The sequence below is a fragment of the Tessaracoccus caeni genome (genome assembly GCF_029211185.1).
Lineage (GTDB): Bacteria > Actinomycetota > Actinomycetes > Propionibacteriales > Propionibacteriaceae > Arachnia > Arachnia caeni.
Genome location: NZ_JARGDO010000005.1, coordinates 109,169 through 123,756 on the forward strand (window position 1 = coordinate 109,169; position 14,588 = coordinate 123,756).

At 67.0% G+C, this 14,588-nt stretch carries 17 protein-coding genes; 4 read left to right on the plus strand and 13 right to left on the minus strand.

Annotated elements, in window-relative coordinates; genetic code table 11:
- Nucleotides 1–67: 67 nt before the first annotated feature.
- On the plus strand, nucleotides 68–247 hold the full coding sequence (locus P0D62_RS06215; RefSeq protein ID WP_275701762.1) for an antitoxin: 180 nt from the start codon (nucleotides 68–70) through the stop codon (nucleotides 245–247).
- Nucleotides 248–261: 14 nt separating this feature from the next.
- Here P0D62_RS06215 and miaB read toward each other — a convergent pair whose 3' ends face one another.
- Nucleotides 262–1,779 carry a tRNA (N6-isopentenyl adenosine(37)-C2)-methylthiotransferase MiaB gene (gene miaB / locus P0D62_RS06220; RefSeq protein WP_275701763.1) on the minus strand — a complete coding sequence of 506 codons (1,518 nt, stop codon included), beginning with the start codon at nucleotides 1,777–1,779 and terminating at the stop codon, nucleotides 262–264.
- Nucleotides 1,780–1,848: 69 nt separating this feature from the next.
- Here miaB and P0D62_RS06225 point away from each other — a divergent pair, with 69 nt between their 5' ends.
- Complete coding sequence (locus tag P0D62_RS06225; protein ID WP_275701764.1) at nucleotides 1,849–2,730, plus strand: aldose 1-epimerase family protein; 882 nt, start codon at nucleotides 1,849–1,851, stop codon at nucleotides 2,728–2,730.
- Nucleotides 2,731–2,774: 44 nt separating this feature from the next.
- Complete coding sequence (locus P0D62_RS06230; RefSeq protein ID WP_275701765.1) at nucleotides 2,775–3,170, plus strand: ribosomal maturation YjgA family protein; 396 nt, start codon at nucleotides 2,775–2,777, stop codon at nucleotides 3,168–3,170.
- A 72-nt stretch (nucleotides 3,171–3,242) separates the two neighbouring features.
- Here P0D62_RS06230 and P0D62_RS06235 read toward each other — a convergent pair whose 3' ends face one another.
- From P0D62_RS06235 to P0D62_RS06265, 7 genes are all read right to left on the minus strand, one after another.
- Nucleotides 3,243–3,899, minus strand: coding sequence for an NAD(P)-dependent oxidoreductase (locus tag P0D62_RS06235; protein WP_275701766.1), 657 nt, complete (start codon nucleotides 3,897–3,899; stop codon nucleotides 3,243–3,245).
- A gap of 92 nt (nucleotides 3,900–3,991) precedes the next feature.
- Nucleotides 3,992–4,774: a nucleotidyl transferase AbiEii/AbiGii toxin family protein gene (locus P0D62_RS06240; protein WP_275701767.1), complete on the minus strand. Its 783-nt coding sequence runs from the start codon at nucleotides 4,772–4,774 to the stop codon at nucleotides 3,992–3,994.
- Entirely contained in the window at nucleotides 4,771–5,631 is an 861-nt protein-coding gene (locus P0D62_RS06245) for a type IV toxin-antitoxin system AbiEi family antitoxin domain-containing protein (protein WP_319946988.1), read from the minus strand. The genes P0D62_RS06240 and P0D62_RS06245 overlap by 4 nt, the downstream gene beginning before the upstream one ends.
- 84 nt (nucleotides 5,632–5,715) lie before the next feature.
- Nucleotides 5,716–7,323: a ribonuclease Y gene (gene rny, locus P0D62_RS06250; protein WP_275701768.1), complete on the minus strand. Its 1,608-nt coding sequence runs from the start codon at nucleotides 7,321–7,323 to the stop codon at nucleotides 5,716–5,718.
- Between the two features lie 238 nt (nucleotides 7,324–7,561).
- Nucleotides 7,562–8,095, minus strand: coding sequence for a regulatory protein RecX (locus P0D62_RS06255; protein ID WP_406708231.1), 534 nt, complete (start codon nucleotides 8,093–8,095; stop codon nucleotides 7,562–7,564).
- The gene (gene recA / locus P0D62_RS06260; RefSeq protein WP_275701770.1) at nucleotides 8,079–9,122 is read right to left on the minus strand and encodes a recombinase RecA; all 1,044 of its coding nucleotides are present in this window, start codon (nucleotides 9,120–9,122) and stop codon (nucleotides 8,079–8,081) included. Before recA ends, P0D62_RS06255 begins: the two co-directional genes overlap by 17 nt.
- Nucleotides 9,123–9,292: 170 nt before the next feature.
- Complete coding sequence (locus P0D62_RS06265; protein ID WP_275701771.1) at nucleotides 9,293–9,487, minus strand: DUF3046 domain-containing protein; 195 nt, start codon at nucleotides 9,485–9,487, stop codon at nucleotides 9,293–9,295.
- A gap of 150 nt (nucleotides 9,488–9,637) precedes the next feature.
- Between P0D62_RS06265 and P0D62_RS06270 the strand changes: the two genes are divergently transcribed.
- Nucleotides 9,638–10,390 carry a DeoR/GlpR family DNA-binding transcription regulator gene (locus tag P0D62_RS06270; protein ID WP_275701859.1) on the plus strand — a complete coding sequence of 251 codons (753 nt, stop codon included), beginning with the start codon at nucleotides 9,638–9,640 and terminating at the stop codon, nucleotides 10,388–10,390.
- Nucleotides 10,391–10,402: 12 nt separating this feature from the next.
- Here the strand turns inward: P0D62_RS06270 and P0D62_RS06275 are convergent, their stop codons facing one another.
- From P0D62_RS06275 to P0D62_RS06295, 5 genes are all read right to left on the minus strand, one after another.
- Nucleotides 10,403–10,678, minus strand: a complete 276-nt coding sequence (locus tag P0D62_RS06275) for a helix-turn-helix domain-containing protein (RefSeq protein ID WP_275701772.1) — start codon at nucleotides 10,676–10,678, stop codon at nucleotides 10,403–10,405.
- A gap of 85 nt (nucleotides 10,679–10,763) precedes the next feature.
- Nucleotides 10,764–11,261 carry a CinA family protein gene (locus P0D62_RS06280; protein ID WP_275701773.1) on the minus strand — a complete coding sequence of 166 codons (498 nt, stop codon included), beginning with the start codon at nucleotides 11,259–11,261 and terminating at the stop codon, nucleotides 10,764–10,766.
- 50 nt (nucleotides 11,262–11,311) lie between these two features.
- On the minus strand, nucleotides 11,312–11,896 hold the full coding sequence (gene pgsA, locus P0D62_RS06285) for a CDP-diacylglycerol--glycerol-3-phosphate 3-phosphatidyltransferase (protein WP_275701774.1): 585 nt from the start codon (nucleotides 11,894–11,896) through the stop codon (nucleotides 11,312–11,314).
- Nucleotides 11,893–12,024, minus strand: a complete 132-nt coding sequence (locus P0D62_RS06290) for a hypothetical protein (RefSeq protein ID WP_406708232.1) — start codon at nucleotides 12,022–12,024, stop codon at nucleotides 11,893–11,895. Before P0D62_RS06290 ends, pgsA begins: the two co-directional genes overlap by 4 nt.
- Before the next feature lie 25 nt (nucleotides 12,025–12,049).
- Nucleotides 12,050–14,572 carry a DNA translocase FtsK gene (locus tag P0D62_RS06295; protein ID WP_275701775.1) on the minus strand — a complete coding sequence of 841 codons (2,523 nt, stop codon included), beginning with the start codon at nucleotides 14,570–14,572 and terminating at the stop codon, nucleotides 12,050–12,052.
- Nucleotides 14,573–14,588: the final 16 nt, after the last annotated feature.

Genomic DNA, 14,588 nt, shown 5'->3' on the forward strand with positions numbered 1-14,588 from the left:
CTCCAGTCTTCCATGAGAGCCCCGGGCGCCGCCGCAGTGACTACTGCCCGACAAAGGAGAAACCGCCATGGGTCTGCTGGACAACATCAAGGACGCCGCCGCTCAGCACGAGGACAAGATCGAGGCCGCCATCGAGAAGGTGGGCGACGTGATCGACGAGAAGACCGGCGGCAAGTACGCCGACAAGGTCGACCAGGCGCAGGACTTCGTCAACGACCAGGTCGACAAGCTGACCGGCGGCGAGTGAGTTAGCTCTCGTCCCTACTTAGCGCCGCACGCGCTCTGGGGGGCCTCGGTCACGACCGGGCGACCGAGAGTGGGCATACCCAGCCCCACTCCGACCGGCTTCGGAGCGCTGATCGAGGCCTCCCACGCGTCTCCGCCCCGGGTGCGACGAAGCCCCCGCGGCGGCAGGTCGGAGTTCAGATGATGCGGAGCGGCGTGGGTGATCGTCGCCATGGCGATGTCGCCGGGGCGCGGCCGCTCGGCCGGATCGGCGCTGACGGCGACGTGCACCAGGCGGTTGTCGCGGGCGCGTCCGCTCATCCGGTTGGTCTCGGCGTCCTTGCGGCCCTCACCCAGCGCGAACATCACCTCGACCTCCTGCCCCTCGAGCTTCTTGTTCTCGTCCCAGGCGATCTCGCCCACCAGATCGACCAGCCGCTCGTAGCGCTCCTGGACCACCTGCTTGGGCACCTGGTTGGGCATGGTGGCCGCCGGCGTGCCGGGGCGGATCGAGTACTGGAAGGTGAAGGCTGCGGAGAACCGGGACTCGCGCACCACGTCGAGGGTGCCCTGGAAGTCGGCTTCCGTCTCGCCGGGGAAGCCGACGATGATGTCGGTGGTGATCGCCGCGTGCGGCATGGCCTCGCGGACCCGGTCGATGATGCTGAGGAAACGCTTGCTGCGGTAGGAGCGGCGCATCGACTTCAGGATCGCGTCGGAGCCCGACTGCAGCGGCATGTGCAGGCTGGGCATCACGTTGTGGGTCTCCGCCATGGCCGCGATCACGTCGTCGGTGAAGTCCTTGGGGTGCGGCGAGGTGAAGCGCACCCGCTCCAAGCCCTCGATCTCACCGCAGGCGCGCAACAGCTTGGCGAAGGCCTGGCGATCGCCGAACTCCACACCATAGGCGTTGACGTTCTGGCCCAGCAGCGTGATCTCCTGCACGCCCTGGGAGACCAGCATCTCGATCTCGGCCAGGATGTCGCCGGGACGACGGTCGGTCTCCTTGCCGCGCAGCGCGGGCACGATGCAGAAGGTGCAGGTGTTGTTGCAGCCCACGGAAATCGAGACCCAGCCGGAGTACGGCGACTCGCGCCGGCTCGGCAGGTTGCTGGGGAAGGTCTCCAGCGCCTCCTTGATCTCCACCTGGGCCTGCTTCTCGACGCGGGCGCGCTCCAACAGCACCGGCAGCGAGCCGACGTTGTGGGTGCCGAAGACCACGTCCACCCAGGGCGCCTTCTTGACGATCAGGTCACGGTCTTTCTGCGCCATGCAGCCGCCGACGGCGATCTGCAGATCGGGCCGCGTCGACTTGATCTTGGCCATGTGGCCGAGGTTGCCGTAGAGCCGGTTGTCGGCGTTCTCGCGCACCGCGCAGGTGTTGAACACCACCACGTCGGCGCCGTTCCCCAGGCCCTCCGTGTCGCCCTCGGCACGCTGCAACCCGGCCTCCTCCAGCAGTCCACTGATCCGCTCGGAATCGTGGACGTTCATCTGGCAGCCGTAGGTGATCACGTTGTACGTGCGGGGCGTGGACATCGAGGACGTAGACATAGCGCATCAACTCTAATCGAATCCCGGCGCCACCCCTACAAGGACGAGCACCCCGACTAGAGTTTCGCCATGACGATCGCACCCACCGGAACCCAGTATCAGCTCACCCACGGCCGCTACGGCGCGACGATCACGGAGGTCGGCGCGGTGCTGCGCAGCCTCACGGTCGACGGCCGCGAGGTGCTGTGGACCTTCGCAGAGGACGAGGCGCCTCGCTCGTCGATGGGCCGTCAGCTGATCCCGTGGCCCAACCGGATCCGCGACGGCAAGTACAGCTTCGACGGCGTCGACTACCAGCTGCCCATCACCGAGGTGCCCCGCCACAACGCCAGCCACGGACTGGGGGTGGGCCTGCCGTGGAGCGTGGTCGCGCAGAGCGACGACGCGATCACCCAGCGCGCCACCATCTACCCGCAGGCCGGCTGGCCGCACGTGCTCACCGTCGAGATCACCCACCAGCTCAGCGACGACGGCGTGGCCGTGACCGTGAACGCACTGAACGACGGCCCCACGGCGCTGCCCTACGGCTACGGTGTGCACCCCTACTTCGCGGTGCCGGAGGGTGTCGAGTCGGCGAAGCTCCGCACCCCGTTCACCCGCCGCCTGCTCGTGGACGACCGCCTGCTGCCCTCCGATCTGGTGCTGGCTGAAGGTGAGTACGACCTGACCGTCGGCGTCACCATCGGCGACCTGTTCCTCGACACCGCCTTCACCGGCGCCTCGGGCGCCTGGGAGGTGGAGCTCACCACGGCGGCCTCGACGGTGACCGTCTGGGCCGACGACACGCTGGGTTGGTGTCAGTTGTTCATCCCCGGCAGCCGCGACGCCGTCGCCGTCGAGCCCATGACCTGCGGCCCCAACGCCTTCAACCCCGGCCCCACCCACGACGAACTCATCGTGCTGCAGCCGGGCGAGACCCACAGCGCCCACTGGGGCATCCGCGTCGGCTAGAACCTCAACCGACCAGGATGGCCGGGGTCAGTAGTCTCGAGCGCATGGACAACCGATCGCCGCGCTCCCGACTCCGCATCGTTGGGGTCGCGGTGCTCGTGGTTGCATTCGGCCTTCTCGGCCGGCAGCTACCTGGTTTGGTGGGTGACGTCGCCGGTGGCGTGCTGTATGCCGTGCTGCTCTACCTGGTCTTCGCCTTCGTCATACCGCACGCACGCCCCCTCGTGCTGGTGGCAGCGGTCTCCATCGCCGGCGTTGGCATCGAGCTGTTCCAGCTCACCGGTATCCCGGCGCAGGTCGGCGCGGCCTTTCCACCCGCAAGGCTCGTGCTCGGCTCCACCTTCGTGCCGCTGGACCTCCTCATCGCCATCGTTGGCGCAGCCTGCGGCCCCCCGACCGACGCGCTCACACGCAGCAAGAAGCTGCCCCTCGACGCGTAACCTCTCGTCGTTGCAATGAGGCCCCACGAAGTGCTCCAGTGTAAGAAGTTCCACCGTAGACGGTGGAACTTCTTACACTGGAGCACTTTCAGCACCCCGCAACGCCTCCGCGATGGCAGTATCTCCGTCGTTGTACTCGATGGTGCGGCCGATGGTGGTGTCATCGGCGAGGGCTTGAACGATCGTGAGGGCGACGTTGCCTCGTGACACCTCACCCTTGTCGTTGTGCAGACCGATCCTGCCGGTTGCCTCGCCCAGCGTGAGGCGGCTAGGGCCCAGAACGGTCCAGTCCAGTTCAGTGCCGCGCAGGTGTTCGTCTGCTGCGGCCTTCGCCTCGGCGTAGGCGAAGAAACTGTCGGACGGGTCGACGCCATGATCGCGACCCGCACCGAAGTAGGACACCATGACAAAACGCTTCACCCCCGCTCGCTCTGCGGCGGTCATGGTGCGGATGGCGGCATCTCGATCGACGGCGTAGGTACGAGCAGCGTTTCCACCGCCTGCGCCTGCCGACCAGACCACCGCGTCGTGCTCGCGCACGAGCTCAGCGAGCTGGTCGACATCGAGTACCTCCACGTCCGCCACCACCGGATGCGCGCCCGTCTCGGCGACATCCTCGATGTGGGCGGGATTGCGGATCACGGCATCGACCTCGTGCCCCGCCCCGACGAGCAGCGGCGCCGCCAGCAACGCGACTTTGCCGTGTCCGCCAATGATGATGATCTTCATCGCTCCACTCTATGAGCCCAAGCCACCCGTGAAGGGCACCGGAGCAGGCATACCGTTTAATCGGCTGTTCCGCAGCTCGTTTGAGCAGGCCATCAGAGTGCGTCGATCTTGGCGAGGACGGTGTTGGTCACGAGCGCCGCCGCAGCGTCAACGTCGTACCCGACGGGCCACTCCGTGACCAACGGATCGAGATCGATCCGGAAGGCACGATCCGAGCGCTTCGCCTCCAGGTTTGCTGCCGCGACTTTGGCGGTGTATCCCGCCGGCCGGTACGGCGGAAAGGCGGCGATGATCTCATCCGCGTCAAGATGCAGTCGACTGAGGGCAAGCCATAGATCAAAGAGGTCACGGCCTTTCTTGCGTTGGTAGAGGGCGCGCAACTTGGTCGCACTCATCTCGATCGCGTCAAACACCGGAACGTCGGCCTCTCCCGTCCACCACGACGAGTCCACTGCAAACCGCGAGCGGACGACGCACCGTGCCGGGGATCGCTCGTGGGTGTTCACCTCGATCTTGATCCGGATGGGGATGCCGTTATGGGCGAGGGTGCTCCAATACACCTTCGGATGCGCGCTGATCTTCGTGCGAACGGTGAACCCAAGGTCTCCGCCGAGCTCGGTCAGGGCCTTGGTGACCGGCCCAATCCCGCCGGCAGTGGAGCGGACATAGTCGAGGTCCTCGCTGTAACGCAGGGCCTCTGTCAGGTGCAGCTTGTGGAAGGCCGTGCCCCCACGAAACACCAGCTCATCGCCCAGATAGGGATGGTTTGCGATCTCGCAGATCGCGCGGGACAGCAGCAGGTCTTGTTCGATCTGTTCGGCGGTACGCCAAGCATGGGTAAGACCCCAGGCCGTCACCGCATCAGCAGGGATCATGCTTCGACCTCGACTTCTGCGTTGACTCGCACATGCCAACGCTCGTCGAGCCGCCCCCGCGAAGGACCGAGCGAGTCCAGCAGGGACGGGGTTGGCGTCGCCGCCACCACCGCCTGATGCAACTTCTCAAGACCGTCCACCTCGGCGAAATGATCCAGGATCCAACCCACCCGGCGGCCGACCGTCGATGGGAAATGAGGCACCAGCGCCACCATCTGATCCACCTCCAGCCTGGCGTCCTCCGCCAGCTCGACTATCACGGTGGCAACATTGTCCAACCCGCCACCGACAGTAAGGTCTGCTGCGAGATCGAACACGGTCAACTCTGGCGTCGACACTCTCACTGGCCCGGAGCGAGCCATGTGCGAGGTTGTCGGCAGCTGTCCCGCCTGGGAACGGTGGTAGAACCGGAGCGACACACGCCCCACCTCGCGATCGCGCACCAGGCGCGACGTGGCGACTTGCGTCACCTGGGGGGCATGGTGCGCCGCGCCGAACAGGGCCGCCCCGCTGAGCCAACCCAGGTAGTAGTCAGCTCCAAGGTGGCGCATGAGTGTTCCGAGAAACTCAAGCGCCGGCGGGCCTCCCCACCCCCGATACTCGGGCGACACCGGAACCCACAGGCCGCGAGCGGGAGTCACCCACTCGACACGGCGCATCGCGCTGGCCAGCCGCTGTGACACTTGCGTGGCAGGAGCCCCAAGAAGCTCCGCTACCTCCGTAGTGGTGAGCGCGCTGATCCCTCGCGACAGCGCCCAGTCCGCTGCCTGCGGGGCACGCACTCGTTCTCGACTCGAAGAAGAGTTCTCCATGTGCCTTATTCTCATTGTTTTAATGAGAATATGCAATAGCATCATTATGCGACACCGCGCCCGCGCACTCGGGGGAACGACAAGCGGGATCTCAACCGCGACAATCGTCGCCCGGCCAGGACCGTGCTTCTAGTGGGCGGTGGCAGTGGCGCGGGATTCGCGGACCACGGTGATCTTGATCTGGCCCGGGAAGCTCAAGTTCTTCTCCACTTCCTGGGCGATCTCGCGCGCGAGGGCGTGGGCGCCGGAGTCGTCGACGCGGTCGGGCGCCACCATGACGCGCACCTCGCGGCCGGCCTGCATGGCGTAGGCGCGGGTGACGCCCTTCTTGGACGTGGCGATCGACTCGAGAGTGCTCATCCGCTCGACGTAGGCCTCCAGCGACTCACGGCGAGCGCCAGGGCGGGAACCTGAGATCGCATCGGCGGCCTGAACGAGGATCGCCTCGACGGTCTCGGGCTCGACCTCGTTGTGGTGCGCCTCGACGGCGTGCACGATGTCGGGATGTTCGCCGTGCTTGCGCAGCAGTTCGGCGCCGATCAGGGCGTGCGGACCCTCCACCTCGTGGGTCAACGCCTTGCCGATGTCGTGCAGGAAGGCCGCCCGCTTGCAGGTGGCGATGTCCAGGCCCAGCTCGGCGGCCATCACGCCGGCCAGATGCGCGCACTCGACGAGGTGACGCAGCACGTTCTGGCCATAGGAGGTGCGGAACGCCAGCGAGCCGACGATGGGAATGAGATCGGGATGCAGGTCGACGATGCCCACCTCAGCCAGCGCGTCCTCGGCCTCACGCTCGATCCGCTTGGCGATGTCGCGCTTGCTGATCTCGTAGACCTCTTCGATCCGCGCAGGATGAATCCGGCCGTCCGCAACCAGGCTGGCCAGCGCCATGCGCGCGGTCTCGCGTCGCACTGGGTCGAAGCAGCTGAGCAGCACCGACTCGGGGGTGTCGTCGATGAGGACGTTGACCCCGGTGATCTGCTCGAATGCACGGATGTTGCGGCCCTCGCGGCCGATGATCCGGCCCTTCATGTCGTCGCTGGGCAGATGAATGGAGGTGACCACCGACTCGCTGGTGAGCTCCGACGCGCAGCGCTGCATCGCGCTGACGACGATCTGCCGAGCCCGCTTATCGGCATCACGACGGGCGCTCGACTCGATCTCGCGCACCAAAGTGGCGGCGGACAGCCTGGCCTGGCGCTCCGCCTCCGCGATCACCTCGTTGCGAGCCTCCTCGACGGTCAGGTTGGCCACCCGTTCCAGTTCTGCCGCGGCCTTCTCCTGCTCCGCGCGTAAAGCGAGGCGCTGCGCCTTCAGCTCCTGCTTGTAGTCGGCCAGCTTGGCAGCCCTGGCCTCGTGACCTTCCATCTCGGCGGCCAGCCGGTCTTCGCGTTCGCTCAGCCGCGACTCCCTGCGCTCAATCGTGGCACGGGCTTCCCGAAGTTCCCGTCGCTGGCTCGCCAACGACTTCTCCACTTCTTGACGATGCCGATCGGTGTCGGCCAAGGACTCCCGGGCCCGGTCCTCCGCGGAGTCGAGCAGACGCTGGGCATCCTCGCGGATGAGACTGGCGGTCTCCTGCGCACTGGCGCGCACCGACTCCATGTCGGCCTGGGACTGCTTGTCCCACCGCTCCCGCTCGGTCCGTTGACGACGCTGCATGAGCACGGCCACGACGAGCGCGACGACCAAACCGACCAAGAGGCCAGCCACGACGCCCCACACGGATCCCGGCATGACACGTGCCTCCTCACTCGTTCCAGCCAAAGCGCATGCACGCGAGGAGCATCAAAGGACGCGACCGACCGAAGAGTCGGCTAAGCACCTGCGAACCGGCATAGCCGGGCCAGCAGGATCTGTCACGAATATGCTCGAGCGCCCGAAGACGAACGAGGTTGATGTTCATCGTGTGGCCCGAAGACTCGGGCCGGTTCATGCGGGGTTCGGCGACGTGTCATGGTCGTCGAGCCTTGCCCTAGAGGTTAGCACTCCCCCACTCGGCGAAAACCTCGGCCAGTACCTGTTCGACGACGTGCCCCGGGAAGCCTCGACGAGCCAGCGCACCGCCCAGTCTGCGGTAGGCGACGTGCCGCTCCAGCCCGGCCATCGACCGGGCCCGCTTCTCGGCGAACCGACGCGCTGCGTCCACCTCGTCCTGAGGGTCGAGCTGCGCGAGCACTTCTGCCGCCTGCTCCCGAGAGACGCCCTTCTCCGTCAGTTCCTGCCGGATTCGGTGCCGACCGCGCAGGCTGTGCGTCATCCGCGAAGAGGCCAACCCCTCCGCGAATGCTGCATCATCGATCAGTCCGACCTCGGCCAAACGACCGAGCACCTCGTCGGCGACATCCTGGGGGACGCCACGACGGGCCACGGCCCGCCGCAGTTCAGCCATGGATCGATCCCGGGTGGACAGCTGATTGAGAGCGACCGTGCGCGCCGCCTCCACCTGAGCCGCGCGCGACGCGGGCTGTGCGTCGCGCGCGGACGAAGGCTCAGAACTCAACTTCACCGGTCTCCGGGTTCACGCCCTCCGGCACGTCCTCCTGGTCGATGCCGAGATGCAGCCGGATGCGGCGCTCGATCTCTGCGGCGATGTCGGGATTGGAGCGCAGGAACTCGCGCGCCTTCTCCTTGCCCTGCCCCAGCTGGTCGCTCTCGTAGGTGAACCAGGCGCCCGCCTTGCGGATGATGCCCGCGGTGACGCCCATGTCGATCAGCGACCCCTCGCGGGAGATGCCCTGCCCGTAGATGATGTCGAACTCGGCCTGCTTGAAGGGCGGGGCCACCTTGTTCTTGACCACCTTGACGCGGGTGCGGTTGCCCACCATCTCGGTGCCGTCCTTCAGCGTCTCGATGCGACGCACGTCGAGCCGGACCGAGGAGTAGAACTTGAGCGCCCGGCCACCCGTGGTGGTCTCGGGGCTGCCGAACATGACGCCGATCTTCTCGCGCAGCTGGTTGATGAAGATGGCGGTGGTGTTGGAGCCCTTGAGCGCACCGGTCATCTTGCGCAGCGCCTGGCTCATCAGGCGCGCCTGCAGGCCGACGTGCGAATCGCCCATCTCGCCCTCGATCTCGGCGCGAGGCGTCAGCGCGGCCACCGAGTCGATCACGATCAGGGTGAGCGCGCCGGAGCGCACCAGGGTGTCGGCGATCTCGAGCGCCTGCTCGCCGTTGTCGGGCTGGGAGACGAGCAGCTCGTCGGTGTTCACACCCAGCTTCTGGGCGTAATCGGGATCGAGCGCGTGCTCGGCGTCGATGAAGGCGCAGATGCCGCCGTCCTTCTGCGCATTGGCGATCGCGTGCAGCGCGACCGTGGTCTTGCCACTGGACTCCGGGCCGTAGATCTCGACCACCCGGCCACGGGGAAGCCCGCCGATGCCGAGCGCCACGTCGAGCGCTACGGATCCGGTGGGAATAACGTCGATCGCCTGCCGGTTGTCTTCGCCCAACCGCATGACGGAACCCTTGCCATGGGCCTTCTCGATCTGCGCCAGTGCGGCCTCGAGGGCCTTGCTGCGGTCTGCCACTGCCATGTCATCCTCTTCTCTGTCGACCGCGTGCGGCCGTCTCTCACGGAACTGTGTCTCACTGTAGAAACCGGGTCTGACATTTTGCCGTCGGATCTACTGAGCTGTGGACAACTTCACGCGTGGCACACTATACCGAACATTTGTTTCATTGAGGAATAACACGTCTCCGCGTGTCATCGAAGCGTCTCGGGCAGCTCCAGTTGCGCCCAGACGGCGCGCCAGATCCGCTTGCACGGCAGCCCGGCGGTCAACGCCTCGCGCACCGTGCGACCGCCCAGATCCGCGAGCACGACCTGATCGGCCCAGACCTCGCTGTACCCTCCGGGCAGCACCTCGGCCATCCGGGCCCACATCTCCGCTTCGCGCATGCAGGACAACCTACCTGCGCGCCAGAAGACGGGACGACTATGCTTGCGATCACGAAACCGGTGCCGCGACGCACGACCCACAACATCCATGCTTTTGGAGCCGCCCATATGAACACCGCCGGGGCCCCCTCGCGCAAGCGATCGGATCGCATGGTGGCGCTGCTCGCGCTGCTGTCCGAGCGCGGACACGTCCAGCTGTCCACGTTGGCGGAAGAGCTGGGCACCTCCGCCGCCACCATCCGGCGCGACGTCGCGCTGCTGGCAGAACAAGGCCTGATCGAGCGCACTCACGGCGGCGCACGGCCGGCGCGCGACACACAGGAACTCCCCGTGCGTTTCCGCGGCAGCCATCACCACGAGGCGAAGCGCCGGATCGCGCAGCTCGTCGCCTCCCTGATTCCGAAGGGCCGCCACGCGATCAGCCTGAGCGGGGGCACCACCACCGCCGAGGTATTGCGTGCGCTGCAAGGCCGCAGCGACCTCACCATCATCACCAACTCGCTGAGCATCGGACTGGAGGCCGCCGAGCTGGGGCAGGCGCGCGTCCTGATCGCGGGCGGCGTGCTGCGCAGCAACTCGCTGGAACTGGTCGGCTCGCTCGCCGAATCCACCATGAAGCTGGTCAACGTGGGCACCGCCATCATCGGCGTCGACGGCATCAGCGCCGACGGCGGACTCACCACGCACGACGAGACCGAGGCGCGCACCAACTATCTGATGATCGAGCGGGCGCAGCAGGTGATCGTCGTCACCGACTCCAGCAAGATCGGCAATCGCACTCTGGCCAAGATGGCGGACTGCTCCGAGGTGCAGGTGCTGGTCACCGACGCCGACGCGGATCCCGTCGAGTTGGACAGGATCCGCGCGCTCGGCGTCGATGTGCGTCTCGTGGAGGTGTCCTGACCGTCGACGACGTCAGGCCGCGACGGCGACGCGCGGCACGCTGAGCGACTCGAGCTCTGCGATCTTGACGCTGATCTTCGCCATCAGGTCGGACAGGGAGACGTTGAGGGCGGACGCGATGGCGAACAGCACCTCGCTGGAGGCCTCCTTGTGGCCGCGCTCGATCTCCGACAGATAGCCGAGCGACACCATGGAGCACATGGAGACCTCTCGCAGGGTCATGCCGGCGGCGACCCGGGTCTCCCGGAGCGTCTGGCCCATCACCTTACGAATGAGAATGGTCTTCATGGTTACTTGCCTAACCCATCGGCGAGCCCGTTGCCCGCGTCTGATGGATCCAACCAGGACGCATCCCGGTTTATTCCCACAGCGATCAAAAAACTCTGAGCAGCATCCGGAAGGCGTGTTCGATGGACGCCTGACGGATGGCCTCGCGGTCGCCGTCGAAATGCACGAGTTCCGTGAACCGCGGCCGGCCCGACATGCCCCTCTTCTGCCCGACGACGGCGAACCACACGGTGCCGACCGGGTGACCCTCGATCGCGGTGGGGCCCGCCACGCCCGTCGTAGCGACTCCCCAGTCGGCGTCGCAGCGACGCAGCGCACCCTTGGCCATCTGCAGCGCGGTGAGCTCGTTGACCACGCCCTTCTCGGTGATCAGCTCGAGATCGACGCCTGCGAGAGTGTTCTTGAGGTCGCTGGCGTAGGTGATGAAGCCGCCGCGGTAGACCGCCGACGCGCCGGGCACGGAGGTCAGCGCCGAGCCGATCCCTCCGCCGGTGATGGACTCGCAGGTGGCGAGGGTCAGGGTGCGCTGCCGCATCATCTCGATCACCTGACGGGCCAACTCCACGCTTCCACTCATCGCCATGGCGCCAAGTCTAGAGGCGGGCTCTCAGCGGTTTCACTCAGGGGTTGCGCTCAGGCCCTGCTCTTGCCCTCGGTACGGATGCGCTGCGCCTCGCGCAGGTAGTCGAGGCCGGTGAGCACGGTGAGCACCAGCGCGGCCCACATGATGCCCTGAGCGATGTAGCTCAGCCAGACCGGAAGATTCGACAGCCCCACCAGGTACAGGATCAGCGCGACCGACTGGGTGACCGTCTTCAGCTTGCCGCCGCGGTTGGCCGCCATGATGCCGTACTTGGCGATGGCCGCGCGCAGCCAGGTGATGCCCCATTCCCGCACCAGGATGATGATGGTGAAGTACCACGGCAACTCGCCGAGGATGCTGAGCGAGATGAATGCGGCGCCGGTCAACGCCTTGTCGGCGACGGGATCCCAGAGCTTCCCGAAGTCGGTCACCAGGTTGTACTTGCGGGCGATGTTGCCGTCGGCCATGTCCGTGAGGATGGCCACCGTGAACGCCACCGACGACCAGATCCGCCAGGTGGGATCGTCCGGTCGCAGGAACAAGATGATCAGGAACACCGGCACCAAGATGATGCGCAGCACGGTCAGCGCATTGGGCAGGTTGAAGTTGCTCGGCTTGGTGGCCTCGCTGGTCATGGTGCCTCCACTTCTACGATCTGGAAGCCGCCATCCTCGAGCCTGGCGGCCAGCTCCTCCGAGTCCACGTCATTGCGTGCGCAACCGAGCGTCGCGATGTGGACGGATCGGAGGCTGGTTGCGGTCATCAGATACCAATTATCCCGCCGGGGACTAACCGTTCGCCAGGTTCGCGAGAACCTCGTCGAGATCCTCGGGTTTGACCAGCACGTCGCGGGCCTTGGAGCCCTCGGACGGACCGACGACGCCGCGGGACTCCAGGATGTCCATCAGGCGGCCGGCCTTGGCGAAGCCGACGCGCAGCTTGCGCTGCAGCATCGACGTGGAGCCCAGCTGGAGCTCCACCACCAGGCCGCAGGCGTCGAGCACCAGCTCCAGGTCGTCGCCGATGTCGTCGACCACCTTCTTCTCCGACGCGCCGGGAGCGGTGACGTCCTCGCGGTAGGTGGGCTGGAGCTGTCCGGAGATGAAGCTCACCACCTCGCGGATCTCCGACTCGTTCACCCACGCGCCTTGCACGCGGATGGGCTTGCCGGAGCCCATCGGCAGGAAAAGCCCGTCGCCCTTGCCCACCAGGCGCTCGGCGCCCGGCTGGTCCAGGATGACGCGAGAATCCGTCATCGACGACGTGGCGAAGGCCAGCCGGGATGGCACGTTGGCCTTGATCAGGCCCGTGACCACGTCGGTCGACGGACGCTGGGTGGCCAGCACCAGGTGGATGCCGGCGGCGCGGGCGAGCTGGGTGATGCGCACCACCGACTCCTCGACGTCGCGCGGGGCCACCATCATCAGGTCGGCCAGCTCGTCGACCACCACCAGCAGGTAGGGATACGGCGCCAGCTTGCGCTCGGAACCAGGCGGCAGCACCACCTGGCCGGCGCGCACCGCCTTGTTGAAGTCGTCGACGTGCCGGAACCCGAAGGCGGCCAGGTCGTCGTAGCGCATGTCCATCTCGCGCACCACCCAGGCCAGCGCCTCGGCGGCCTTCTTCGGGTTGGTGATGATGGGCGTGACAAGGTGCGGAATGCCCTCGTACTGGTTCAGCTCGACGCGCTTCGGGTCGACCAGCAGCATCCGCACCTCTTCGGGCGTGGAGCGCATCATGATCGAGGTGATCAGCGAGTTGATGAAGCTCGACTTGCCGGAGCCGGTGGCGCCCGCCACCAGCAGGTGCGGCATCTTGGCCATGTTCGCCACGACGAAGCCGCCGTCGACGTCCTTGCCCAGGCCCACCGTGAGCGGATGATGGTCGTTGCGGGCCTTGTTCGAGCGCAGCACGTCGCCGAGCGAGACCACTTCCTTATCGAGGTTGGGGATCTCGACGCCGATCGCGGACTTGCCCGGAATGGGCGTGAGAATGCGGATCTCGTTGCTGCCCACCGCGTAAGCGATGTTGTCGGCCAGGCCGGTGACCTTGCTCACCTTGACGGCGGGGCCGAGCTCCACCTCGTAGCGGGTGACCGTCGGGCCCCGCGTGTAGCCGGTGACGCGGGCGTCGATCTCGAACTCGCGCAGCACCTCGGCGAGCTGACGCACCACCTTGTCGGACGCCTCGCTGCGCGCCTTGGGCTTGGAGCCGGGCACGAGCAGCCGCTCGTCAGGCAGCTGGTACAGCACGTCGCCGTCGAGCTGCAGCTGCTCGCCTCGCGGCACGTCGATGGGCGGTGCCGGGGGCTGCAACGGCTCGGGCTCGGGCGCCGCGAAGGTGACCGGCTCGACAGGGGCGGGCTCGGCCTTGGCGCCGCGACGCCGTCCCGCCGTGACGGGCTTGGGCTGAGGCTCGGGCTCGGATTCGAGCTCGGCCCACCGGTCGTCCCAGGACTTCTCGTCGGGGTCGGACACCAGCGGGGTGTCGTAGGGCACGTCGACGCCGAGGGTGAGCTTCTCCTTCTCCACCGCCGGCTTCTCGACCAGCGCGCCCAGCAGGCCGCCGATACCGGCGACGATGTCGCGCACCGGGCGTCCGATCACCATCACGACGCCGTACAGCGCGACGATGGTCAGCAGCGGGATGGCCAGCCAGATCGTCCCCAGATCCACCAGCATGCTGGAGGAGACGAAGCCGAGGATGCCGCCGGCCTCCCGCACCAGGTCCATCTGGTCGGGACGGGGCACGCCGTGGGCGATGCTCACCAGGCCCAGCACGCCGAGTGTGAGCAGCACCCATCCCATGCCCGTGCTGGGGGCGCGGTCGACGTCGGCGGGGTGGCGCAGCACGCGCCAGGAGCCGTAGTACAGGACGGCGGGCACCGCCACGGCGAGGGTGCCGAAGATGGTGGTCAGCGCGATGCGCACCCACTCGGCGGCGCCGTCGAGGTTGGACCACACGCCACCCGAGGCGACGATGGCCAGCGCCAGCAGCAGCAGGCCCCAACCGTCGCGACGCAGGGCGGGCTCGACGCTGTTGGCCGAGCCGCCGATGCTGCGCGCGATCCAGCCCACGCCCGAGGCGAGGCCGCGGAAGATCGCGGCGATGCCCTTCAGGATGCTGGTTCCGACGCCAGGCCCCTGCTTGGGCTTCTTTGCCGGGGGGCGCGCGGAGGACGCACGCGTGGTCGATTTGCCAGCCCCTTTGGGGGCCGGCTTCTTGGCCGTGGAACGTGCAGCGCCTGACCCGCTCGAGGAGCGCGCCTTAGTGCCGGTGTTCCGCGCTGGGGAAGAAGAGCGGGACGCCATGAGCGCCACGTTAGCC